Raw genomic sequence first — 22,652 nt, 5'->3', positions numbered from 1 at the left:
CGCCAAATCAGTTGCAGGCAGTCGCGGGCGCAGCAGTAGTCTCAAACGCATGAGCGCGCGATTCGGACGAGTGGTTCCGGCGATGGTGACGCCCTTTGCGGCAGACGGTTCGCTGGATGTGGACGCTGGAGTGACACTGGCCCGCTGGCTCGTAGGCGAGGGCGCCGAAGGCTTGGTCATCACCGGCACGACCGGTGAGGCGCCCACCATCACCGATGAGGAAGACTGGGAGCTCTGGCGCGCCGTTGCCGAGGCCGTCACGGTCCCCGTCGTGGCAGGCACTACGACCAACGACACGGCGCATTCGGTGAGCCAGACCCGCAAGGCCGCCGAGCTCGGCGTGGACGGCATCCTGGCAGTCACGCCGTACTACAACCGCCCCTCGCAGGCCGGCATCAAGGCCCACTTCGCCGCTGTCGCCGAATGCACCGACCTGCCGATCATCATGTATGACATCCCCATCCGCACGGGACGCAAGATCAACACGCCCACGCTGCTCGAGCTGGCGCAGATTCCCAACATCGTGGGGGTGAAGGACGCATCGGCGAATCCCGGCGAGACGGCAAAGGTCATCGCCGAGGCACCCGATGGATTCGAGGTGTACAGCGGCGACGACACGTTCACGCTGCCGCTGCTGGCCGTTGGCGCGGTAGGTGTGATCAGCGTGGCCGCCCACTGGTCCATACCCGAGCACGTGGCGATGTTCGATGCCTGGGAGGCCGGGGACGCCACCAAGGCCCGCGAGATCAACGCCGCCCTGTTGGAGAGCTACGACTTCGAGACCGGCGACGAGGCACCCAACCCCGTGCCCACGAAGGCCATGCTGCGCACGCTGGGACTGCCGGTGGGCGAGCCCCGCTTGCCCATGGGTCCGACACCCGACGGTCTGGAGGACCGCGCCCGAGAGGTCTACGCCCGGCTGAAGCAGACTTGAGCGCGTCCGGGACCGCACCGGACGGCGGCCGAGGCAGCAACCGGTCGCGTCGGCGGGGCAGCGGCCGCAACAAGCAACGGAGCGGCACGTCGCCGGTCACCGTCACCTTCCTGGGTGGGCTCGGCGACGTCGGGCGCAACTGCACCGTCGTCGAGCAGGGCGCCAAGCTGCTCGTCATCGACTTCGGGGTCATGTTTCCCGACCCCGCGATCATGCCGGGGGTGCAGCACGTGCTGCCCGATATGGGCTGGCTCAACTCGCGTGCCGCCGACATCGTCGGGCTGGTGGTCACCCACGGCCACGAGGACCACCTCGGCGGCGTCCCCCACTTCCTGCGCAATATCGAAGTGCCCTTGTACGGCTCGGCCCTGTCCATGGCGCTCGCCGAGCACAAGGTGACCGAGGCACGCCTGGCCGACCGCACCTCGTTTCATGTCATCGGCGACGGCGAGCGCCGCAAGATCGGCCCGTTCGACATCGAAGCACTGCCCATCACCCACTCGGTGCCCCAGAGCCTGTGCATCGTGCTGCACACCCCAGTCGGCGCGCTCGTGCACACGGGCGACTTCAAGATCGACCCCTCGCCGGTGGACGGCCGGCTGACCGATCTGGGGCGCCTGCGGGCACTGGGCGATGAGGGCATCGCCCTGCTGATGGCCGACTCCACCAACGCTGACCGCCCGGGACGCAGCGCGTCAGAGACCGAGATCGGCACCACGCTGCGACGCCTGTTCAGCGAACACTCGGATCGGCGCTTGATGGTGAGCTGCTTCGCCAGCCACCTGCACCGGGTACAGCAAGTCTGCGACGCCGCCATCTCCGAGGGCCGCGTCGTAGTCCCGTTGGGTCGCTCGATGGTGAACAACGTCCGCATCGCGCGCCAGCTCGGGGTCCTGGACATTCCAGAGCGTGCGCTGTTCGGCGTCGAGCAGCTCGACCGCTTCAATCCCGACGAGGTCTGCATCGTCTGTACAGGCAGCCAGGGCGAACCTGGCGCTGCACTGTCGCAGATCGCCGGCGGAGCGCACTCCGACGTAACGACCGGGCCCGACGACACGGTGATCCTGTCGAGCCATCCGATCCCGGGCAACGAGCGCTCCGTGTTCCGCATGGTGTCGCGACTGGCGCGGCAAGGCGCCGAGGTGATCCACGACGGACACGAGCTGGTGCACACATCTGGGCACGCCCAGCGCGACGAGCTGCGCGAGCTGCACCAGGCGTGCCGCCCGCGCTGGTTCGTACCGATCGAGGGCGAGTTCCACATGCTGGCTCGCCATGCCGGACTCGCTCGCGAAGTCGGGATGAAGGCAAAGCGGGTGCTCACGCTGACCGACGGGGCCCAGATCACGCTCAAGGGCAACGAGCTCCAAGTCCGCGCCGGGGTTCCGGCGCCGTACCACTACGTCGACGGCGCGCTCGACGACCCCGACACCGAAGTCATCGGCGAGCGCTTGGCTCTCACTGCAGGTTTCGTGCATGTGACCGTGGTGCTGGACCGCAAGGGTCGTCTGGCGGCTGCACCGGATATCGCCTCGCGAGGCTGGCTCGACGTGACCAAGCACGCAGACGTCGTCGAAGCCCTCTCGGGCGAGATCGCTCAAGCCGTCGAACAAGCCATCAAAGGGTCACCAGCCAGACCTGATGCCGACGAGATCGAGCGTGTCACCCGCCGCGCCGCCGGTCGGTTCGTCGGCACACGCACCCGCCGTCGTCCCGCCATCTCCGCCGCCGTGATCTCACTCAACTGACCCTGCGCTCATCGCCGTCGTGCCACCCGGCGGTACCTCACACAGCTCGGACGGGGTGTGGGAGGGGCTGGTTGAAGAGGTAGCCCTTCTCATTGAAAGGCACTTGGCCGGGCTGGGTGTTGCCGGCGACATCGGTGGCCCTGGTCATCACTGTGTGCATCCCAGCGTGCGCTTCCCAGTCGAACTCGAAGCGCACCCATCCGAGCCGCGCCTGCGGGCCGATCAGCTCCGCTCGCTGCCACGATCGCCCCGAATCGTCGCTCCATTCGACCTCGGCGATGCGGCCCGCATGCGAGTGCGCGTAGCCACCGATGCGGTGGGTGCCGGTGTCGATCTCGGCGGGCCAGGGCAGTGCGAGGGCGCTCTTGACGCTCTGCGTCGTCACCACCTGTCCCAGGGCTTCGCCCTCGGGTGCATAGTCGTCGCCGATCAGGACGTAGGACGTGGTGTTGTTGCGGGTCCACTGCTGTTCGGACGAGACCACGATGCGGCTCAGCCACTTGATGCTCGTGCTGCCCACCCAGCCCGGTACCAGCGCACGCAGCGGGAAACCGTGGTCACCCGGCAGCGTCTCGCCATTCATCCCGTGCACGAGCAGCGTGTCGGGATCCATGGCCACCTCAGCCGGGATCACACGGCGGAAGCCCGCCTCGGGAGAGTCGATGTCCATGCCGACAAGCAACACGCTGACGGCGTCCTCATGTATGCCAGCGGCCCGCAGGACATCACCGAGCGGCACGCCGGTCCATTCGGCATTGCCCACTGCCCCGGTCTTCCACTGGTCGCCTCTTGCGGCCCTCCCGTTCACCAAGTCGAACATGGCCCGGTGATTGCCGGCGCACTCGAGGTACGCCTCGAGCGTGCGGCTCTCCATCGCCGTCACCTCGTCGTAGGACAGCTCCATGGGCCTCGTCACGGCCTCGCCTTCGATGCTCAACGACCAATTCTCCGGGTCCAGCTCGATGCTGACCGAGTTGTTTCGGACGAAGAAGAACCGGTGGGGCGTGATGACGCCGTCCATGTTCTGCAGGCGGGACTCGAGGCCCTTGGTGCCGTGGACAATGAACGGCGCCGGGTCCTTGAACCACGGCGATGTCGGAGTCGAAGAGGCGACGGACGGCAGGTCGCCAGCCGGGACCCGTGTGCCGGTGCAGGCCGCCAGCACCGCGGAGGCGCCACCCGCCGAGAGCAGCCACAAGAAGCGGCGGCGCGTCATGCCGCGCTCCTGGGCCAGCTCCCAGAGTCCCTGCCGCTGGCCGGCTGTGCTCACCGCCTAGAGCTGCAAATAGTTATCGAGACCGATCGTGACACCGGGATGATCGGCGATCGCCCTGCAGGCGAGTAGCACCCCTGGCATGAACGACACCCGGTCCAGGCTGTCGTGGCGGATGGTGAGCGTCTCCCCTGCCGTGCCCAGCAGCACCTGCTGGTGCGCAACCAGACCACGCAGCCGGACGGAGTGAACGGGAATGCCGCCGGGACCCTTGCCGCCCCGAGCGCCCGGCACCACCTCGTCGCGGGTGGGATCGGGCCCCCAGTCATCGGAGGCCTCTGCCATCGCACGCACCGTCTGCATGGCGGTGCCGGAAGGCGCATCCACCTTGTTGTCGTGGTGGAGCTCGATGACCTCAGCAGTCGGGAAGAACGGAGCGGCAAGCTCGGCGAAGCGCATCATGAGCACCGCACCGATGGCGAAGTTCGGGGCGATGAGGCAGTTGCTGGAGGTGAACGCTGCCCGGCACCGCTCGTAGTCGTCGGGGTCGAGGCCGCTGGTGCCGACAACGGCGTGCACGCCGTTCGCCGCGCACCATGCCAAGTTCTCGCGGGCTGCAGCAGCAACCGTGAAATCGACAGCCACGTCGACGGCAGCCGGGTCGACGTCGGCGACCGACGCCACGATGTCGATGCCTCCGGTGGCGTCACGCTGGCCGCCTGCGCCCGGGTCGACACCAGCCGCCAATTGCAGACCGTCGTCACCGGCCACGGCCTCGCACACCGTGGCACCCATCCGTCCGCCCGCGCCGAACACCAGAACTCTCACGATGGTCACGCTAGTGGCGCGCAGCGGCAGCGCCCGGAGGGCCCGAGCGGCCCGTATCGAATCGAAGTCGGGAACCCGTCCGGGGAGAGCTGGATGTGCAGCCGAGCGGGTCGGCCTGCTGGGCCGCTTCGCTCAGCGGCGGCCGCGACGTCGGCCTGAGCCCCGCCCGGACTGCTCGAGCTCGGGCCCGAGGTCGCCATAGACGTCCTTGGCGATCTGCTCGAAATGCTCGCCGAACGACACGTCCTCACGGGCGGTACCGCTCGGTGCCGATACGGCGCCGCCCTCGTCATCGCCATCGGCATCGGCAGCCGATGCATCGGCTCCGCTGCCCGCCGGCACTGCGGCGGCGACCGGCGTGCGAGAACGGCGTGTTCCGTTGCCGCTGCTGCCCCGGTCCCGGTCACGGCCGCGGTCACGCCTCGGGGGCCCATCGTCTTCTGCCCCGTCGGCGTCGCCTTCGGAGCCGCCGACCTGTGTCGGATCGGCGGGCGAGAGGCTGATCTTGCCGTTCGGATCGATCTCCTCGACGATCACGCTGACGACATCGCCCAGCTCGAGCACTTCCTCGACCGAGTTCAGCCGCCGCCTGCCGCCAAGCTTGGAGATGTGCAGCAGCCCGTCGGTGCCGGGCAGCACATTCACGAATGCACCGAACTTGGTGATGTTGACCACGCGGCCCTCGTAGGTGGCACCCACGTCGGGCGTCGGCGGGTTGACGATCAACCGGATCTGACGCTCCGCCTCCGCCACGACTTCACGGTCGGTAGCGCCGATGCTGACGGTGCCCACGGTGCCGTCGTCGTCCACGTTGATGTCGGCGCCGGTCTCCTCCTGAATGGAGTTGATGACCTTGCCCCGCGGCCCGATGACCTCGGCGATCTTGTCGATCGGGATCTCGAAGCTGGTGATCTTCGGCGCCGTCTCGCCCACGTCGGGCCTCGGCTCGGCAATTGCCGCACGCATGACCTCGAGGATCTGCAGGCGAGCCTGCCGGGCCTGCTGCAGCGCTTGGGCCAGCACCTCGGCAGGAATGCCTTCGATCTTGGTGTCGAGCTGGAGCGCCGTGATCGCATCTTCTGTGCCGGCGACCTTGAAGTCCATGTCGCCGAAGGCGTCTTCTGCGCCGAGGATGTCGGTGAGCGTCACGTACTTGCCGTCGGCGTACACCAAGCCCATCGCCACTCCGGCGACGTGATCCACGATCGGCACGCCGGCGTCCATGAGCGACAGGGACGATGCGCACACCGACCCCATCGAGGTGGAACCGTTCGAGCTGAGCACATCGGAAACCAGCCGGATCGCGTACGGGAAGTCTTCCTTGGACGGGATGACCGGGAAGATCGCTCGCTCAGCGAGCGCGCCATGCCCGATCTCGCGCCGCTTGGGGCCTCGCATGAAGCCGGCCTCGCCAGTGGAGAACGGCGGGAAGTTGTAGTGGTGCATGAACCGGCGCCGGTCCTGAGGATTCAGGGTGTCGACGATCTGCTCCATCCGCGACATCGCCAAGGTGGTGACGTTCAGCACCTGGGTCTCGCCGCGCTGGAACAGGCCCGAGCCGTGAGCGGTGCGGCCGAGATAGCCCGCAACTGACGACAGCGGCCGGACCTCATCTGTGGCGCGTCCATCGATACGGAAGCCGTCGGCCACGATGCGCTCGCGCACGATCTCTTTCGACAGCGACCTGACGGCCTCACGAATCTGATCTTTGGCGCCGTCGAGATCGGCAAACTCTGCGGCGACCTCGTCGACCACGGCGCTGCTGGTCTCAGACTGTGCCGCCTCGCGGTCAGCCTTGTCGGCGATCGCCATGACCTCACGCATGCGATCGGCGGCGACCTCGCGCACGCGGTCGAGCACCTCGTCGGAGTAGTCCTTGCTGGACGTGTACTCCATCACCGAGATCGGGCCGGATTGCTCCTCGACCATCCGGCGCAGCGATTTCTGCAGTTCGATGATGTCGTCGATCCACTGCTTGGAGGCCTCGAGACCGCTCGCGAGCACGTCTTCGGTGACCTTCGGCGCGCCCTCGGCGTAGTACTCGAACGCCTTCTCGGTGCCGCCGGCTTCCACCATCATCACGGCGATGTCGCCGCTGTCGAGCTGGCGACCGGCCACCACCATCTCGAAGGTGGCCGCTTCGGACTCTTCGTGGGTAGCGAACGGGATCCACTCGCCGTCGGTGGACCAGGCGATGCGCACCCCGGCAATGGGGCACTCGAACGGGATGCCGCTCAGCCACAGGGCCGCCGACGCACCGTTCAGCGCCACTAGGTCGTACGGGTTGACGTGGTCCGCGCCCAGAATCGTGCCCACGATGTGGGTGTCGTGGCGGTAGTCGCTGGGGAAGTTGGGCCGCAGCGGACGGTCGATCAGCCGGCACACCAAGATCGCATCGTCGGATGCACGCCCCTCTCGCCGGAAGAATGAGCCGGGAATGCGGCCCACGGCGTACATGCGCTCCTCGATGTCGACGGTGAGCGGGAAGAACGACGCTCCGTCGCGTGGACGGTTCGACGCCGTGGCGGTGACGAGCACTTGCGTGTCGCCGATGCGGGACGTGACCGCCCCGTTGGCGAGGCCGGCGAGCACGCCGGTCTCGAAAGTGATGGTCTTGTCGGTGCCCGCGATGGGACCGGTGACCGAAATGGCTTCAGCCATGTCTGCTCCTGTTGTGGGGGTGGGGATCGGTGGTCAGCGCCGAAGGCCGAGCTTTGCGATCAAAGCCCGGTACCGCTCGACGTCGTTGGCGTTCAGGTAGTCGAGCAACCTGCGCCTGCGTCCGACGAGCTTCAGCAGCCCTCGGCGGCTGTGATGATCCTTGTGGTGGGTCTGGAGGTGTTCAGTGAGGTGCTCGATGCGGGCGCTCAACTGAGCGACCTGCACCTCTGGCGATCCGGTGTCGGCCTCTGAATGACGATGTTCGTCGATCACCGAAGCCGCTGGACTTGATCTCTTGGCACTCATGCCGTTGCTGTATTCCCTCTGTGTTGCCGCCGCAGGGCCGAAGGGAGGCCTGCTGCGACGAGCCGACCGGACAACCCGGCCGTGGTCTTCTGTCTCTTGTCAGCCGTGCAGGCTACCAGCAGAACTGTGGTGCGCCCGCTGGGGAGGCGGCAGGACCCTCAGCTATGGCAGCTGTGCCAGGCGAATCAGGTGTGCAGGCACTTTGCGGCGTCTTCGATGTCCCGGCGAAGCTGAGCTTTCAGCTCGTCGATGCCGTCGAAGCGGCGCTCGGCCCGCAGCCTGCGGACGAAGCGGACCTTGGCGGTCTCGTCGTAGAGATCCCCGCGGAAGCCGATCAGGTGGGCTTCGATGAGCGAGCGCTCGGCGAACTCGTAGAACGTCGGGCGGCGGCCGATGTTGACAGCCGCCGGATATTGGGCACCATCGGGGCGCACGTACCATGCCGCGTACACGCCATCAGCCGGTATCTGCAGGTCGGGAGTGGTGGGCAGGTTGGCCGTGGGCACACCGATCTGGCGGCCGCGGCGGTCGCCGAGCGTGACGACACCACGGACTTCGAACGGTCGCCCGAGCAGCCGGTGAGCCCGCTCCACATCGCCCGCGGCAAGTGCTTCACGGATCGATGTTGACGAGATCACGTCGCCGTCGCCGGTCATCTGCTTCACCAACGGGAGCCCGACCACTTGGTAGCCGTACTCGGCGCCGACCTGGCGAAGCGTCTCGATATTGCCCCGGCGTCCCTTGCCGAAATGAAAATCGGCGCCCACCACGATTGCCCGTGCGGTCAGGCATCTCACGAGTATCTCGTGCGCGAACTGCTCGGCAGGCACCGCCGCCTGGGCCTCGTCGAAGGTGACCACCAGCGTGAAGTCAACGCCGGTCTCGGCCAGCAGCTCGAGCTTGTGGTCGAGGTCGCACAGCAGCAGCGGGGCCGATTCGGGCCGCACCACGGTGGCGGGATGACGGTCGAAGGTCACGACGGCGGTCGCACATCCCCGCTCGGCTGCGAGGCGATGCATCTCCGAGATCACGGTCCGGTGCCCGCGGTGGACGCCGTCGTACTCCCCCACGGTCACGACGCTGCCGTGCTCGAGCACCGGGCACCAGTCCAAGTCGCGGATGACCTCCACGCGCGCAACGCTACTCAGCGGCCGGTCCGCGCACGCTCTGCGGGGGCAGGACCGTCGCCCGCAGGCGATCGTCGACGCGCTCATGCACCGCTACGAGCCGGCCGTCGGGATCGATGAGCGTCCACGGGCCGGGGCCGTCGTAGCGATGAGCGGCCAGGTGAACGCCTTGGCGGGCGTCGGCGGCGTCATCGTCGGACAGACGGATCTGGCGCAGGTCACGTACCAGCTCCCCGGGCGGTCGCAGCGCTGCCCGTTCAGGGGATTCGGCCTCAGCCAGCGAGAACCCGCCGCTGCGCGTCCGCCGGAGCGCTCGGATGTGAGCACCGCCGCCCAGCGCACTCCCCAGGTCGGCGCCGAGCGTCCGGACGTAGGTGCCGGCGGAACAGTCGACCGAGGCCCGGTACACCCGCGGATCACCGGTGGACTCCACCTCGAATCGGTACACCTCGACCTCGCGCGGCACGCGTTCCGCAGCCTCGCCGGACCGGGCGATCTCGTGCAGGCGGCGACCGCCGACGCGAACGGCGGACACCATCGGCGGCAGCTGGAAGATCGAGCCGACGAAGCCTGCAGCCGCGTCGGCGACCTCCGTCGGATCGAGGTCCATGCGCCAGGTCGCGACCGTCTCGCCAGCAGCATCGAGCGTGCTGGTCTCGGCCCCGAACACGATCTCGCACTCATAGCTCTTGCGGCCTGCAGTGGCGAATCGCAGCAGGCGCGTCGCGCTGCCGATGCCGACCACCAGGACACCCGTTGCGGACGGATCGAGCGTGCCAGCGTGGCCGATGCGCCGCTCGCCGAATCGGCGACGCAGCAGGGCTACCACGTCGTGCGAGGTGGGCCCGTGCGGCTTGTCGACGATGACGCTGCCATGAACGGTGGCCGGACGGCGTCGCGCCATGCCGTTCAGGACTCCTCGTGCTGCGGGTCGGAGAGGCCCGCCAGCAGGTCTTCGATCCGATCGGCAGCGACGGCGCCCCGATCGCGGCGAAAGCGAAGCGTGGGGGTGCGTCTCAGGCTGGTGCTCGCACCCACGGCCCGCTGGAGACGGTGATGATGCTCTTCGAACGCCGCAGACGCCCTGTCCGCGGCGTCGTCGTCGCGCACGTCGTAGTGCACCACAGCGACGCTCAGTTCGCGATCGACATCGACGCCCGCAATCACGATGCCCTCGAACGACTCGTCGAGCCGTTCCATCTCTGCGGCCACAATGCCGCGCACGACCTGGGCAACCCGATCAGTCCGCTCGTATCCGTGCGCGGTCGGCATCGTGCGCCGCCGACCGCGAGGACGACGCGCCATTCGGCTCAGCCTCTCAGGCGACGCGGGCGATCTCGCGCTCGGTGTACGTCTCGATCACGTCGCCCTCTTTCAGATCAGAGAAGTCAGAGAGACCGATACCGCACTCCATGCCCGCGGACACCTCAGCGACGTCGTCCTGGAAATGCCGCAGCGAGGAGATCGAGCCCTTCCAGATGATCGTGCCGTCACGCAGGAACCTGACTTTGGCACCGCTGCGCACGTTGCCGTGTTCCACGACGCAGCCGGCCACGGGTCCCACGCCCGAGATGCGAAAGACCTGACGCACCTGCGCCTCGCCCACCACGATCTCCTCGAATTCCGGCTCGAGCAAGCCGACCATGGCGTTCTGCACATCGGAGATGAGGTCGTAGATGATCTCGTAGAGGCGCACTTCGACATCTTCGGTCTCGGCCGTCTGGCGCGCATTGCGGTCAGGACGCACGTTGAAGCCGATAATTGTGGCTTCCGATGCGGCTGCGAGCTGCACGTCATTCTCGTTGATGCCGCCGACGCCGCGGCTCACAAAGGAAAGCTTGACGTCGGGGCGCTCGAGCTTGCGCAGGCTGTCCGTGACGGCCTCGAGCGATCCGTGGACATCTGCCTTGAGCACCAGGTTGAGGGTGGCCGTCTCGCCGGCCTGCACCTGTTTGAAGATGTCCTCCAGCCGCGCTCCGCCACCGCTTCCGCCGGCGGTGCCAGCCAGGCTCGCCTGACGCTGCCAGTGCTCGCGGGTCTCCGCCACCTTGCCTGCAGTCTTCTCGTCTGGTGCCACGACGAACAGGTCGCCTGAGCGCGCCACCTCGCCGAGACCGAGCACCTCCACGGGCATGGACGGACCCGCCTCGCTGAGCGGGGCACCGCGATCGTCTGTCATGGCGCGCACGCGGCCCCACGCCGCGCCCGCGACCATCGGCTCGCCGATGCGCAGCGTGCCGCGCTGCACCAGCACCGTCGCAACCGGGCCACGGCCACGGTCGAGATGGGCCTCGAGCACGATGCCGACCGCACGACCCGATGCCGGGGCGGTGAGCTCCTCGAGCTCGGCGACGAGCAGGATCTGATCCAGCAGCTCGTCGATGCCCTCACCTGTCATGGCCGACATCGGCACGGTGATCACCTCGCCGCCGTACGACTCGGGCACCAGGCCCCGCTCGGCCAGCTGGGCGCGCACCCGATCAGCATCGGCGCCGGGCCGGTCCATCTTGTTGATGGCCACGATGATCGGCACGTCGGCTGCCTGTGCGTGGTCAATGGCTTCGGCCGTCTGCGGCATGACGCCGTCGTCGGCGGCTACCACGAGCACGACGACATCGGTGGCCTGCGCTCCCCTGGCCCGCATCGCCGTGAAGGCCTCGTGACCGGGAGTGTCGATGAACGTGATCCGGTGATCGCTGCGCATGGTCTGGTATGCGCCGATGTGCTGCGTGATGCCGCCCGCCTCGCCCTCGACGACGTTCGAGGAGCGGATGCGGTCCAGCAGCAGCGTCTTGCCATGGTCGACGTGGCCCATGACCGTGACCACCGGCGGCCGGATCTGGGCGCCAATGTCTGCGAGGTCGACTTCGAGCGCCCGCAAGAGCTCTTCTTCCTGCTCCGCGCCGGGCTCGGTGATGCGCACTTCGGCGCCGAGCTCGGCAGCGAAGAGCTCGATCATGTCATCGCTGAGCGACTGGGTGGCCGTCACCATCTCGCCCTGCTGCAGCAGGAACCGCACGATGTCGGCAGCCGAGCGATTGAGCCGAGCGGCCACTTCTTGAGCCGTCGATCCTCGCTCGATGACAATCTCGCCCTCGGGAACGGGCGCATCGACCGGCGTATAGGCAGTGAGCTGCTGAGGCTGCAATTCCTCGCGCTGGCGGCGACGGCGGCGGCGAGGTCGGCCCCGTGGACCGCCTCGCGGTGCTCCCCGCGGTCCTCCTGGACGAGCACCGCCGGGGGGTCCGCCCGGACGGCCCCCAGGGGGTGGCGGCGCTCCCGCGTGAGCGCGCCCGCCGCCCGGCCCGCCTCCGTGCGGACGGTCACCGCCGCCCGCGGGACGCCGGAACCCGCCGGGAGGACCCGAGCGGTACGGGCCCCCGCTGCGAGCTGATGTGCGGGGAGGACCCGGCGGTGGCGGGATCGGCTTGCCGGAACCCGAACGAGGTGCCGCCGGCGGGGGCGGAATCGGCCGGCCGTCGGCAGATTTCGGCGGCACCGGCAGACGGGAAGGAGGGGGCGGCGGCAGTGCAGATCCGGCAGACTCGTCCGGCGCCGGCCTCGACGGCGCGGCCGGTTCCTCCGCTCGCGCTGCCGGACGCCCGGACGGCGGCAGAATCGGCCGCGCGGACTCCTGGCCGCTCGAGGTGACCAGCCGCCGTGGCGGCGGCACCGGCGGCGGGGCACCTGCCGAAGGCAGCGTGCCCGGCGGCGGTGGCGTGCCCGGCGGCGGCAGATCCGGCGGAGCGCTCGGCGCCGTCGGCGGAGCCGACTCGGCTGCCACAGCAGGTTGAGATGGCGTCTCGGGGGGTGGGTCTGCGGCTGGTGCGGCTGCAGGAGCCTGTGGCGCAGCTTCGGAGGCCGGTGCCGTCTCCGCAGCCGGGCTCGACTCAGCCGGTGCCTTGCGAGCCGGGGCCTTGCGGGCCGGGCGCGTCACGGGCGGCGACTGTCGTGCCTCTGCCGAGTCGTCGCGCGAGGCCGCAGCGGCTGCCTTCGCCGGCGACTTGCGAGCCTTGCGCGCCTCGGGCGGCGGCTCGTCACGAATCAGTCCCTCACGCGCGGCCTTCCGCCGGACGCGGTCAGCCTGAGCGTCCTCCATGCTGGACGAGTGCGTCTTCACACCGATGCCCAGCGACTCGCATACGTCGAGCACCTCGGTGAGCGTCATGCCCAGCTCTTTGGAGAGCTCGTGAACGCGGACTTTCTTCGGCAAGCGGTCGGTCTTTCTGTCGGAGGTTCTGTCGAGAGTTGACGGGGCGCCCGGCGGGGCTCAGGGAACGAAACGGGGACGCGACGAGACGGGCCATCGGCCTCAAGGCGCCGTCGAGTCCGATCGAAGCGTACTGGGGTCGGTGTGAGCCTCTGCAGGGGGCCCGGCCATCGCATCATCGGTTGGCACGGCTTCGTCGCCTGGCACGGGCTCGCTGGTCTGCACAGCCTCGCTGGCCTGCACAGCCTCGCTGGTCTGCACAGCCTCGCCGGCTTCGTCGCCATCCTGCTGCTCGGTGACGGCTTCGGACCACTGGCCCGCCGTGATCGCTTCACTGCCGTCGGCAGGAACCCAAGTCTGCTCGCCGGTGTCGGGGTTCGTGACCCACTCCCCCTCGGCCCACTCCTCTCCCGAGTAGCCGGCTTCCTCCTCGGCGATCTGGGTTTCGCTCTTGATGTCAATGCGCCAGCCGGTCAGCCTGGCTGCCAAGCGCGCATTCTGGCCCTCGCGGCCGATTGCCAGCGACAGCTGGTGGTCGGGCACGACAACCTCGGCAACACCCTCTTCGGAATGAAAGCGAACTTCCCGGACCCGAGCCGGGGACAGTGCTTTCGCCACGAAGTCATGGAGGTCGTCGGAGAACGGGACGATGTCGATCTTCTCGCCTCGCAGCTCGTTCACCACCTGGCGTACCCGGCTGCCCCGCGCACCCACGCACGCACCGACCGGATCGATGTTGGGGTCATTCGACCAGACAGCGATCTTGGTGCGGTGGCCCGGTTCGCGCGCGCACGCCTTCAATTCGACGACGCCATCGGAGATCTCGGGGACTTCCAGCTTGAACAGCTCGCGGATCAGTCCCGGATGCGTGCGAGACACGACGATCTGCGGGCCCTTGGCGGTCTTGCGCACCTCCACGATGTACGCCTTGAGGCGACTGTTGGGCTCGGGCCGCTCGTAGGGAACCTGCTCGGACTGGGGCAGCAACGCTTCCACCCGCCCCAAGTCGAGCAGCGTGTAACGGGCATCGTTCTGCTGGATGATGCCTGTGACGATGTCGCCCTCGCGCCCGGCGTACTCGTCGTACTTCATGTCGCGCTCGACTTCGCGGATGCGCTGGTTCAGGACCTGCCGAACGGTCTGGGCCACGATCCTGCCCAAGTCGTGCGGCGTGTCGTCCCATTCGCGCACGACGTTGCCCAGCTCATCCACTTCTTGGGCGTACACCGTGATGTTGAACGACTCGTCGATGATGACGTACGCCTGCTCGGCGGCACCCTCACGGCGTTTGTAGGCCGATTCGAGGCCGTTGGCCACCGCCTCGAGCAGGACCTCGGTAGTCATGCCCTTCTCCGCAGCGAGTGCTTGGAGCGCTTCCATGATCTCCGGGCTGTTCATCGTCTCTGCCTTCCCGAGGAGCTACGCGGCGTGCGTCGCGGCGGTGAGCCCCATTCGAATGTGGTACGGGCCTTGGCGATGTCGCCGAACGGCACCGACAGCGTCTCGCCGACTCCCGGCTGGATCTCCTGCTCCGCGGCTGCACTGGCGGAAATCTCCTCGATGCGGACGGAAACCGCAGATCCGTCGGCGTCCAGGATCTCGCCGACGATGCGCCGCCGCAGCAGTCCGCTCGTGCGAATCACTGCTCGTTCACCGACAGCGCCTGCAAAGTGCTCTGGACGGCGCAAACTGCGCTCGAGCCCGGGGCTGGACACCTCGAGCACGTATCGGCCGTTGATCAGGTCGGCGGCATCGAGTGCGGCGGACAGCCCGCGGCTGAGCTTGCTCAGCGCTTCGACGCCGATGGCGCCGCCCCCCGACGCCGAGGCCAGCACCACGAGCGTGCCGCCTCGCCACTGCACGTCGTACAGCGCACAGCCGGACTCGGCGGCAACCGGCTCGACGAGTGCGGCAACCTGCGAAGGATCGACAGCAGACGGGAGTCCCGTGCTCTTGGGGGCGCGCGAGCTGGCACATTCGGCCTCGCGCGCGGCGTGATTGTCGCCGCCGGCACGGGACCCTGTGCTCTTGGGGGCGCGCGAGCTGGCACATTCGGCCTCGCGCGCGGCGTGATTGTCGCCGCCGGCACGGGACCCTGTGCTCTTGGGGGCGCGCGAGGCCGCAGCGGTGTCAGTCATCGCAACCTCCCTGTCCGCGTCGCCCCAGCCGCCCTCGGGGTTGTGCCTGCGGTGCCAGCCCTTGCGGCCGAGCCACAAGGACACGACCCACAAGAACACGGCGCAGAGCCCAGGTCCGACTGAAACTGTCCTGAAAGCACGACGCTACCAAGGCGCTCAGATAACCCGCGCGAGTGGCTGCGCCCGCTGCGCCTGGTGGCCAGAGTCCTCAGCGGCGGCGTATGAGGGCGACGCGTTCGGCAGCCTGATTGACGTCGTCGCCCTGCTCGCTGACGAGAGCAGCGCGGTCGGCTTCGGCGGCTGCCGCTGCGCCGGCCTCGGCCCGAGACAGCGCCGCCTCGACACCGTCAGCCGCCACGATCTCGGCCCAGCTCACCAACGCCGCGACCATCTCGTCCTCAGGCACCACGGAGACGACCTGGCCCTTCACGAACAGATGACCGCGGGATCGGCCCGCGGCAATCCCCAGGTCGGCACTGCGCGCCTCGCCCGGCCCGTTCACCACGCAGCCCATCACGGCAACTTGCACGGGCAGGTCGAGGTCACGGAACGCTGCCTGGGCCTCCTGGGCAACCGAGATCACGTCGACTTCGGCGCGGCCGCACGACGGGCACGCAATGAGATCGGTACCCGAACGTTCCCGCAGGCCCAGCGCCTGGAGCAACTGCTGCCCGGCAGTGGCCTCCTGGACGGGGTCGGCAGTGAGGCTGTATCGGATGGTGTCGCCGATGCCCTCGTTGAGCAACGTCGCGATGCCCGCAGTCGCCTTCACCAAGCCGGCGGGCGGGGGGCCGGCTTCGGTGACACCGAGATGCAGCGGGAAGTCGACCTCATCGGCGAGCATCCGGTACGACTCCACCATCAGGGTCACATCGCTGGCCTTCACCGAGATCTTGACGTCGTCGAACCCCACCTGATCGAAGTAGCCGAGCTCCCGCTTGGCCGACTCGACCAGGGCAGCCGGCGTCATGCCGAAGCGCGATTCGATGTCGGGGTCGAGGGAACCGCCATTGACGCCGATGCGGATCGGCACGCCGCGATCGCGAGCCTCCGTCGCGACAGCGCGGATCTGGTCGGGCTTGCGGATATTGCCCGGATTCAGCCGCAGGCACGCCACTCCAGCGTCGAGCGCCGCGAGCGCGAGACGGTATTGGAAGTGAACGTCGGCCACGACCGGCACTGGCGAGCGTGGAACGATCTGCGCCAGCGCCTCAACGGCCGCTATGTCGTTGGCCGTGCAGCGCACGATGTCGGCTCCCGCGCCCGCCAGCGCGTAGATCTGCGCGAGCGTGCCGTCGACATCGGACGTCTTGGTGGTGGTCATCGACTGCACCGATATGGGTGCCCCGCCTCCCACTGCAACCGAGCCGACGTGCACCTGACGGGTCTGCCGACGGGCGTAGGTGCTGGACGTGCTCATGCGGCTCAGGCTCCTACAGATCGATCGGGTTGGCGATGTCGAGGTAGAGCAACCCGACCGCCAGCAGGGCGAGCGCAGTCACCACCACGGCGACTACGGGGGCCAGCGCCCGCGGATCGCTGAAGTACCGGTCGCGTCCTCCGCGTTCCCGCCATCGCTCATAGGTAGCTATCGCCACATGACCCCCGTCGAACGGCGGCACCGGCAACATGTTGAACACGCCGAGGAAGACGTTGACCATGGCGAACATCAGCGCCCGCTCAGACCACCCCCAGGAGGTGTCCGAAGCCAGATCCACGATGCCGATCACCCCCAACGGCCGCGTGCCCAAGTCGTCGTTCGCCGAGGGATCACCAGGCGGCGACACAATCCGGTCGATCACGGCACCGAAATTCACGAACAACGACCAGATGCCTCGCACAGAATCGACCATCGCCTGCCCGAGGTCGGCGAACGCGCGGCCCGTCGCTGTGGGCAGACCGGCCGTCTCGTAGGTGACCGCCTGGGTAGCGCGAACGCCCAGCAGGCCCCGCCCGGTCTCCGGGTCCGCCGCCAATGTCGCCTCGGTGGCAAGGAGCCTGCCGTCCCGCTCGATCTCCAGGAGCACAGGCTCGCCTGGCCGAGCCTGCACCAGTGACACGAAGGCAGTCCAGTCCTCGGTGACGACACCGTTCACGCCCACGATGCGATCGCCCACCTCGATGCCTGCGGTGCCGGCCGGAAGCGTCACGCCGTCTCGCTGGCTCATCACCTCGGCGACCTGCCAGCGGTTCTCGTCGAGGGCGGGTGCGCCGAGCGCTGCATGCAACACCACGTAAGCGACCAGCGCCATTGCCAGGTGCATGAGCGAACCGGCACACACCACCAGCAACCGGCGGGGATAGCTCTTGACGCGGTAGGCCCGCTGCTCATCACCGGCCTCGACCACATCGCTGCTCGACATGCCGATGACGCGTACATAGGCCCCCAGCGGCAGGGCGCGCAGACCATAGGTGGTATCGCCGCGGCGGAAGCTCCACAGTCGCGGACCGAAGCCCAGGAAGAAGTCGGTGACCTTCATGCCCACTGCACGCGCAGCCGCGTAGTGGCCGAACTCGTGCATGAACAACACACCGGCGAGCACCGCCGCAGCGGCGACGGCGAACGGGTAACCCCATGCCAGCAGCGCCAACACCACGAGCGCAGCGATGCCGCCCACAGTGCGTGCGACCGAGCTCGGCGTCGGCGCCTGCGGTTCGTCGGTGTGGCCCCTCATGCGCGGATGCCCATCACTGCAGCAGCCGCAGCGCGGCGGCCCCCAGCATCCGCAGCGATGACCGCGTCCACGCTGTCGGCAGCAGCGCCGTCGTGATGCTGCATCGCATTCGAGATCACACGCTCGATCTCATGCCAGCGCAGCTGCCCGGCCAGGAATGCACCGACGGCATGCTCGTTGGCGCCATTCAGCCATGCGGGCGCGGTGCCGCCTGCTCGGCCTGCGTCGTACGCCAGGCGCAGGCAGCCGAAGGTCTCGGTGTCCGGCACGTCGAAGTCGAGGCGACCGACCGTCGCCCAGTCGACGGCGCCGAACGGCGTCCCGATGCGCTCGGGATAGGCCAAGGCGTAGCCGATCGGCAGGCGCATATCCGGCAGAGAGAGCTGCGCGACGGTGCTTCCGTCGGCGAAGGTCACCATCGAGTGCACCACCGACTGCGGCTGGATGACGACCTCGATCCGGTCGTAGTCGATCCCGAACAGCTCGTGTGCCTCGATGACCTCGAGGCCTTTGTTCATGAGGGTCGAGGAGTCGACCGTGATCTTCGGCCCCATCGACCACGTGGGGTGCGCCAAGGCGTCTTCGACGGTCACCTCGCGCAGTTCGGCGGTTGTGCGACCGCGGAACGGTCCACCGCTGCCAGTGAGAATCAGCCGCTCCGGCGGCGCCGACTGGCCGGCGAGGCACTGATGCAGGGCACTGTGCTCACTGTCGACAGGAATGAGCTCGGCGCCGGGCACTGCTCGCAAGGGCCGCACCAGCGGTCCCGCGGCGATGAGGCTTTCCTTGTTCGCCAGCGCGAGGCGACGCCCGGCCCGAAGCGTCGCCAGGGTGACGCCTAGGCCCGCGAAGCCCACCACGCCATTCACCGCGACATCTGCCGTGCCCGCGAGATCGGCGAACGCGTCAGTGCCGGCCAGGACCTCGACTCCGGCGGGCAGCGCGGCCCGCAGCTGCGGCGCCAACCCCGCATCGCCGATGGCGACTGCTGCGGGCGCGAACTCGCTGGCCTGGGCCGCGAGTTCGCTCACTGAGCTGTTCGCGGCTAGGGCGACAGCCCGGAACCGGTCCGGCTCAGCGCGCATGACCTCCAGCGTCTGGGTGCCGATCGAACCCGTCGAGCCGAGCACCGCGACGGTCGTCGCGCCCACGGGCCTAGCCGACGACGAATGTGCCGACGAAGTACGCCGCCGGCAAGGAAAAGAGCAGCGCGTCGAAGCGATCGAAGACGCCGCCGTGACCGGGCAGCAGGCTGCCCATGTCCTTGATCGCCACATCGCGCTTGACCATCGACTGCGTCAGGTCGCCCAATGGTGCCGCAAGAGCGACGGCGAGGCTCAGCCACAGGGCGTCGAGCAGGCTTTCCGTCCACGGGAACACGCCAGGGAAGCGATTCAGCACAAGCGTGGTGATCACCACCGACAGCACGATGCCGCCGATGAGGCCCTCGTGCGTCTTGCTCGGACTGATCCTCGCCGCGAGTCGGCTCTGGCCGGTCGTTCGGCCGACCACATAGCCACCGACGTCGTACGCCACCGTCCCGATCACGGCACCGATCAGCATCGAGTCGCCGTTCGGCTCGCGCAGGATCAGCGCAGCGAATGATCCCAAGCCGCCCACCCACAGCAGACCGAGTGCAGTGATGGCCATGTTCGCCGTGGGATGGTCTCGCTCGACGCCGAACAGGAACCAGCACAGGATGGTCACCGCTGAAACGGCCAGCACGATCGGATATGCCTCGACGCCACGCAGGTGCACAGCCACGGTCAAGCCAGCGACACCCGCAAGACCTGCCAGCGTCGCCGGGCGGTAGCCCAGCGGCCGGGCGGCCCGGTAGAACTCTGCGGCGGCCAGCACCAGCACGATCGCGACGAGCGCGACGGTGGCTGCTTCGCCGAGCCGCAGCGCGCCGAAGAACAACGCGGCCAGCACGGCGCCCACCGCAATGGCGGCCGGCAGGTTGCGACCGGTGCCGCCGGAGTCTGCAGGGGCATTGTGCAAGACAGTCCGGGCCTCGTCGCTCACGACTCCACGCTCCTCATAGTCCTGATTCCCCTCACGCCAGTGCGATGCAGACGCATCGAGCTGGGCCCACTGAGCGAACCGGTCAGTCTCGGATGGTGCGGCACCAGGCTCCGAAGGTACTTCGGCAGCGGTCGGGACCGCAGCGACAGGTGCCGGATCGTCGGCGGACGTGGTGGCAGCCTCAGCGGGGGGCGGCAGCGGCATCTCTGCCGGCGTCGATGGGGCGTCAGCAGCCGGGCTCGACGGCGGTGTCGCCTCATGGGGCGAATCGAACAGCGGTTCAAGGTTCCCTGCAGCGGGCGCCTCGGGGTCGGGGGCCGCCGGCGTCTCGCCGGCCAGACGCGGGTCATCGGGAAGTTGGGGGAACAGGCGCGAACCGCCGCGGCGCTCCGGTTCCGTCGCCGCCGCATCGGGTTCCGCGGGCGGCACGGCTGGCTCATCCGATGCAGGAGCGTCGTCGGAATCGAAGTTCACCAGCGGCCGGGTCGAGCCCAGAGGATCTTCGGCACCCGCCGGATCGCTGGGATCGGAACCGGAGTGGGCCGGCGGATGCGCGCTGCTTTCGGACATCTACCTTTACACCTGCTCGGTCAGACCTCGAGGAGTTCTTGCTCCTTGGCATCCAACGCCCGATCAATGTCTCCGACGAATTTGGCGGTGTCAGCGTCGAGCTCCTGTTCGAAGCTGCGCTTCTGGTCGGCGGAGATCTCCTTCTCCTTTTCGAGCGTATCGAGATCGTGACGAGCGCTGCGACGCAGATTGCGCACCGCGACGCGCCCGTCCTCGGCCATCTGCTTCACCACGCGTACCAGATCCCTGCGCCGATCCTCGGTCAAGGGAGGAAAGAGCAGACGCAGGACATGGCCATCGCTCGACGGATTGATGCCAAGGTCAGACTCCATCACCGCCTTGGAGATGGCGTCGAGCGCAGCACGGTCGAACGGCTGGATGACCAGCATGCGTGCCTCGGGCACCGAGAATCCCGCTAGCTGCTGCAACGGAACGGCTGCGCCGTAGTAGTCGACTTGAAGCTTCTCGACCAGCGCTGGTGTTGCGCGGCCCGTCCGGACGGTGGCGAAGTTGCCGCGGGCGTGTTCGACAGCGCCGCGCATCCGTTCGCGAGCGTCCGCACAGATCTCAGCGGCGAATTCGCTCACCTGACCAGCGTAGCGATGACCTGTCGGGGGTGGCCGTCATCCCTCAGCGCACCAGCGTGCCAAGCGCTTCGCCTTCGACGACGCGGCGGAAATTGCCCTGCGTCATGAGATCGAAGACCACGATGGGAGTGGCGTTGTCCTTGCATACGGCGATCGCTGCGGAGTCCATCACCGCCAGCTCCCGGGACAGCACTTCGAGAAACGTGACTTCGCTGAGGAGCTGAGCATCTGGATCCGTCTGCGGATCGGCCGTATAGACGCCGTTGACACCGGAATGTGTGCCCTTCAGCACGACATCGGCGTCGACTTCCGCGGCGCGCAACGCTGCCGCTGTGTCGGTTGTGAAGAACGGGTTGCCGGTGCCCGCCGCAAAGATCACGACCCGGCCTTTTTCGAGGTGGCGCACGGCGCGGCGCCGGATATAGGGCTCCGCGATCTGTGCCATGCCGATGGCGGTCATCACGCGGGTGGGCACTTCGGAGCGTTCGAGCGCATCTTGCAACGCAAGCGCATTGATGACGGTGGCGAGCATGCCCATGTGGTCGGACTGTGCGCGATCCATGCCGCCGATCGAGCCCGCCATGCCGCGCCAGATGTTGCCGCCCCCGACGACGACGGCGATATCGACCTTGAGCGACGTCCAGACGTCAGCAATCTCCGAAGCCAGCGCGTCCACCACGGCCGCGCTGACGTTGTTCCCTCCGGCGTCGGCCAACGCCTCGCCGGACAGCTTGAGCACCACCCGCTTCCACTCACGGGCTGCGTGCTGGCGCGGATCTTCCTCCTGCGGCTCCGGGGTCCCCGCCGCAGCCACAGCGATGCTCAGCGGCCGATCTCGACTTGGGCGAAACGCGTCACGTTCGCTGATCCGACGAGATCGGCGATGGTTCGCTTCTCGTCCTTGACGAACTTCTGCTCCATGAGCGTGTGCTCGCGCAGGTAACCCGTCAGGCGGCCCTCGACAATCTTCGGCAGCGCGGCCTCGGGCTTGCCCTCATTCCGGCTGATTGCCTCGAAGGTGGCTCGCTCACGGTCGAGGACCTCCGTTGGCACGTCTGAGCGCCGGATGTAGGTGGGGCGGCTGCTTGCGATGTGCAGCGCTACATCGTGAGCCACGTCCGGCGTGGCCCCCTCGATCTCCACGAGTACAGCATTGACGCCACGGCCGTTCTGCTGGTGGACGTATGCGTCGATGCAGGAGCCGGCGGGAGCCTCGAAACGCTCCACCGCGCCGACTGCGATGTTCTCTTTGAGCGTGATCTTCAGATCGTCGATGGCGGCGGCCGCGTCGGCAACCGCCGACGGGCCGCTCGCGATCACATCGGCCAGCAGTTTGTCTGCCATGGACCCGAACTGGTCGGACTTGGCGACGAAGTCGGTCTCGCAGCGCAACTCCACCACGGCACCCACGGCGCCGTCTCCGCTGTCGACCACGCGCGCCACAACCACACCGTCGCTGTTGTCACGATCTGCCCGTGCCGCCGACTTGGCGATGCCGTTCTCGCGCAGCCACTGGGCCGCGGCGTCGGCATCCCCGTCGCATCGTGTCAGCGCATTCTTCGCATCCATCATCCCGGCGCCGGTGGCGTGGCGCAGAGCCTGAACGTCCTTTGCTGTGAACGCCGCCATG

Annotated in this window: 20 protein-coding genes and 1 pseudogene; 3 read left to right on the top strand and 18 right to left on the bottom strand. The window is 68.1% G+C overall.

From position 1 onward, the window contains the following. Positions 1-49: 49 nt before the first annotated feature. Both dapA and ACOGI5_RS09445 read left to right on the top strand, forming a co-directional pair. Positions 50-934 (top strand): 4-hydroxy-tetrahydrodipicolinate synthase, encoded by an 885-nt coding sequence (gene dapA / locus ACOGI5_RS09450; RefSeq protein ID WP_419864166.1) that lies wholly within the window; start codon positions 50-52, stop codon positions 932-934. Continuing rightward, positions 931-2,682 carry a ribonuclease J gene (locus tag ACOGI5_RS09445; RefSeq protein WP_419864165.1) on the top strand — a complete coding sequence of 584 codons (1,752 nt, stop codon included), beginning with the start codon at positions 931-933 and terminating at the stop codon, positions 2,680-2,682. The genes dapA and ACOGI5_RS09445 overlap by 4 nt, the downstream gene beginning before the upstream one ends. A 37-nt stretch (positions 2,683-2,719) precedes the next feature. Here ACOGI5_RS09445 and ACOGI5_RS09440 read toward each other — a convergent pair whose 3' ends face one another. From ACOGI5_RS09440 to infB, 8 genes are all read right to left on the bottom strand, one after another. Then, on the bottom strand, positions 2,720-3,952 hold the full coding sequence (locus tag ACOGI5_RS09440) for a sulfite oxidase (RefSeq protein WP_419864164.1): 1,233 nt from the start codon (positions 3,950-3,952) through the stop codon (positions 2,720-2,722). 3 nt (positions 3,953-3,955) lie between these two features. Then, the gene (dapB, locus tag ACOGI5_RS09435; protein WP_419864163.1) at positions 3,956-4,723 is read right to left on the bottom strand and encodes a 4-hydroxy-tetrahydrodipicolinate reductase; all 768 of its coding nucleotides are present in this window, start codon (positions 4,721-4,723) and stop codon (positions 3,956-3,958) included. Between the two features lie 132 nt (positions 4,724-4,855). Next, entirely contained in the window at positions 4,856-7,384 is a 2,529-nt protein-coding gene (locus ACOGI5_RS09430; protein WP_419864162.1) for a polyribonucleotide nucleotidyltransferase, read from the bottom strand. Positions 7,385-7,417: 33 nt separating this feature from the next. Then, a complete protein-coding gene (gene rpsO, locus ACOGI5_RS09425; RefSeq protein ID WP_419864161.1) occupies positions 7,418-7,690 on the bottom strand; it encodes a 30S ribosomal protein S15 in 273 nt (90 codons plus the stop codon). A gap of 185 nt (positions 7,691-7,875) precedes the next feature. Next, positions 7,876-8,820, bottom strand: coding sequence for a bifunctional riboflavin kinase/FAD synthetase (locus ACOGI5_RS09420; protein WP_419864160.1), 945 nt, complete (start codon positions 8,818-8,820; stop codon positions 7,876-7,878). A 10-nt stretch (positions 8,821-8,830) separates the two neighbouring features. Beyond that, positions 8,831-9,721 carry a tRNA pseudouridine(55) synthase TruB gene (truB, locus tag ACOGI5_RS09415; RefSeq protein ID WP_419864159.1) on the bottom strand — a complete coding sequence of 297 codons (891 nt, stop codon included), beginning with the start codon at positions 9,719-9,721 and terminating at the stop codon, positions 8,831-8,833. Between the two features lie 5 nt (positions 9,722-9,726). Then, on the bottom strand, positions 9,727-10,122 hold the full coding sequence (locus ACOGI5_RS09410) for a ribosome-binding factor A (RefSeq protein WP_419864158.1): 396 nt from the start codon (positions 10,120-10,122) through the stop codon (positions 9,727-9,729). A gap of 13 nt (positions 10,123-10,135) precedes the next feature. Beyond that, the gene (infB, locus tag ACOGI5_RS09405) at positions 10,136-11,965 is read right to left on the bottom strand and encodes a translation initiation factor IF-2 (protein ID WP_419865467.1); all 1,830 of its coding nucleotides are present in this window, start codon (positions 11,963-11,965) and stop codon (positions 10,136-10,138) included. A 247-nt stretch (positions 11,966-12,212) separates the two neighbouring features. On the opposite strand from infB, the gene ACOGI5_RS09400 reads away from it, so the two are divergent. Beyond that, entirely contained in the window at positions 12,213-12,611 is a 399-nt protein-coding gene (locus tag ACOGI5_RS09400) for a hypothetical protein (RefSeq protein ID WP_419865507.1), read from the top strand. 281 nt (positions 12,612-12,892) lie between these two features. Here ACOGI5_RS09400 and ACOGI5_RS09395 read toward each other — a convergent pair. The 10 genes and pseudogenes from ACOGI5_RS09395 to tsf form a co-directional block, all read right to left on the bottom strand. After that, positions 12,893-13,030: pseudogene (locus tag ACOGI5_RS09395) on the bottom strand (translation initiation factor IF-2 N-terminal domain-containing protein); the annotation flags it as partial. 99 nt (positions 13,031-13,129) lie between these two features. Continuing rightward, positions 13,130-14,425 (bottom strand): transcription termination factor NusA, encoded by a 1,296-nt coding sequence (gene nusA / locus ACOGI5_RS09390; protein WP_419864157.1) that lies wholly within the window; start codon positions 14,423-14,425, stop codon positions 13,130-13,132. Continuing rightward, positions 14,422-15,165 (bottom strand): ribosome maturation factor RimP, encoded by a 744-nt coding sequence (gene rimP / locus ACOGI5_RS09385; protein ID WP_419864156.1) that lies wholly within the window; start codon positions 15,163-15,165, stop codon positions 14,422-14,424. Before rimP ends, nusA begins: the two co-directional genes overlap by 4 nt. A gap of 208 nt (positions 15,166-15,373) precedes the next feature. After that, a complete protein-coding gene (gene ispG / locus ACOGI5_RS09380) occupies positions 15,374-16,585 on the bottom strand; it encodes a flavodoxin-dependent (E)-4-hydroxy-3-methylbut-2-enyl-diphosphate synthase (protein ID WP_419864155.1) in 1,212 nt (403 codons plus the stop codon). A 13-nt stretch (positions 16,586-16,598) separates the two neighbouring features. After that, positions 16,599-17,840 carry a M50 family metallopeptidase gene (locus ACOGI5_RS09375; RefSeq protein WP_419864154.1) on the bottom strand — a complete coding sequence of 414 codons (1,242 nt, stop codon included), beginning with the start codon at positions 17,838-17,840 and terminating at the stop codon, positions 16,599-16,601. Continuing rightward, positions 17,837-18,991 carry a 1-deoxy-D-xylulose-5-phosphate reductoisomerase gene (dxr, locus tag ACOGI5_RS09370; RefSeq protein WP_419864153.1) on the bottom strand — a complete coding sequence of 385 codons (1,155 nt, stop codon included), beginning with the start codon at positions 18,989-18,991 and terminating at the stop codon, positions 17,837-17,839. Before dxr ends, ACOGI5_RS09375 begins: the two co-directional genes overlap by 4 nt. A gap of 4 nt (positions 18,992-18,995) precedes the next feature. Then, a complete protein-coding gene (locus ACOGI5_RS09365; protein ID WP_419864152.1) occupies positions 18,996-20,435 on the bottom strand; it encodes a phosphatidate cytidylyltransferase in 1,440 nt (479 codons plus the stop codon). Between the two features lie 20 nt (positions 20,436-20,455). After that, complete coding sequence (gene frr, locus ACOGI5_RS09360) at positions 20,456-21,022, bottom strand: ribosome recycling factor (protein ID WP_419864151.1); 567 nt, start codon at positions 21,020-21,022, stop codon at positions 20,456-20,458. Between the two features lie 43 nt (positions 21,023-21,065). After that, complete coding sequence (gene pyrH, locus ACOGI5_RS09355) at positions 21,066-21,836, bottom strand: UMP kinase (RefSeq protein WP_419864150.1); 771 nt, start codon at positions 21,834-21,836, stop codon at positions 21,066-21,068. A gap of 8 nt (positions 21,837-21,844) precedes the next feature. Next, positions 21,845-22,651 carry a translation elongation factor Ts gene (tsf, locus tag ACOGI5_RS09350; RefSeq protein ID WP_419864149.1) on the bottom strand — a complete coding sequence of 269 codons (807 nt, stop codon included), beginning with the start codon at positions 22,649-22,651 and terminating at the stop codon, positions 21,845-21,847. Position 22,652 lies beyond the last annotated feature (1 nt).

Origin of the sequence: Candidatus Poriferisodalis sp., from assembly GCF_965208925.1 — a bacterium.
In the GTDB taxonomy this organism is placed as follows: domain Bacteria; phylum Actinomycetota; class Acidimicrobiia; order Acidimicrobiales; family Poriferisodalaceae; genus Poriferisodalis.
Note: the sequence above shows the minus strand (reverse complement) of the source record. Positions and strands in the feature narration are given on the sequence as shown.

Excerpts from the sequence above, each read along its gene's own strand:
- ACOGI5_RS09410 (WP_419864158.1), bottom strand. The coding sequence starts at position 10,122 with ATGGCGCGTCGTCCTCGCGGTCGGCGGCGCACGATGCCGACCGCGCAC.
- ACOGI5_RS09430 (WP_419864162.1), bottom strand. The coding sequence starts at position 7,384 with ATGGCTGAAGCCATTTCGGTCACCGGTCCCATCGCGGGCACCGACAAG.
- rimP (WP_419864156.1), bottom strand. The coding sequence starts at position 15,165 with ATGACTGACACCGCTGCGGCCTCGCGCGCCCCCAAGAGCACAGGGTCC.
- rpsO (WP_419864161.1), bottom strand. The coding sequence starts at position 7,690 with ATGAGTGCCAAGAGATCAAGTCCAGCGGCTTCGGTGATCGACGAACAT.
- ACOGI5_RS09375 (WP_419864154.1), bottom strand. The coding sequence starts at position 17,840 with ATGAGGGGCCACACCGACGAACCGCAGGCGCCGACGCCGAGCTCGGTC.
- ispG (WP_419864155.1), bottom strand. The coding sequence starts at position 16,585 with ATGAGCACGTCCAGCACCTACGCCCGTCGGCAGACCCGTCAGGTGCAC.
- ACOGI5_RS09365 (WP_419864152.1), bottom strand. The coding sequence starts at position 20,435 with ATGTCCGAAAGCAGCGCGCATCCGCCGGCCCACTCCGGTTCCGATCCC.
- truB (WP_419864159.1), bottom strand. The coding sequence starts at position 9,721 with ATGGCGCGACGCCGTCCGGCCACCGTTCATGGCAGCGTCATCGTCGAC.
- dapA (WP_419864166.1), top strand. The coding sequence starts at position 50 with ATGAGCGCGCGATTCGGACGAGTGGTTCCGGCGATGGTGACGCCCTTT.
- nusA (WP_419864157.1), bottom strand. The coding sequence starts at position 14,425 with ATGAACAGCCCGGAGATCATGGAAGCGCTCCAAGCACTCGCTGCGGAG.
- tsf (WP_419864149.1), bottom strand. The coding sequence starts at position 22,651 with ATGGCGGCGTTCACAGCAAAGGACGTTCAGGCTCTGCGCCACGCCACC.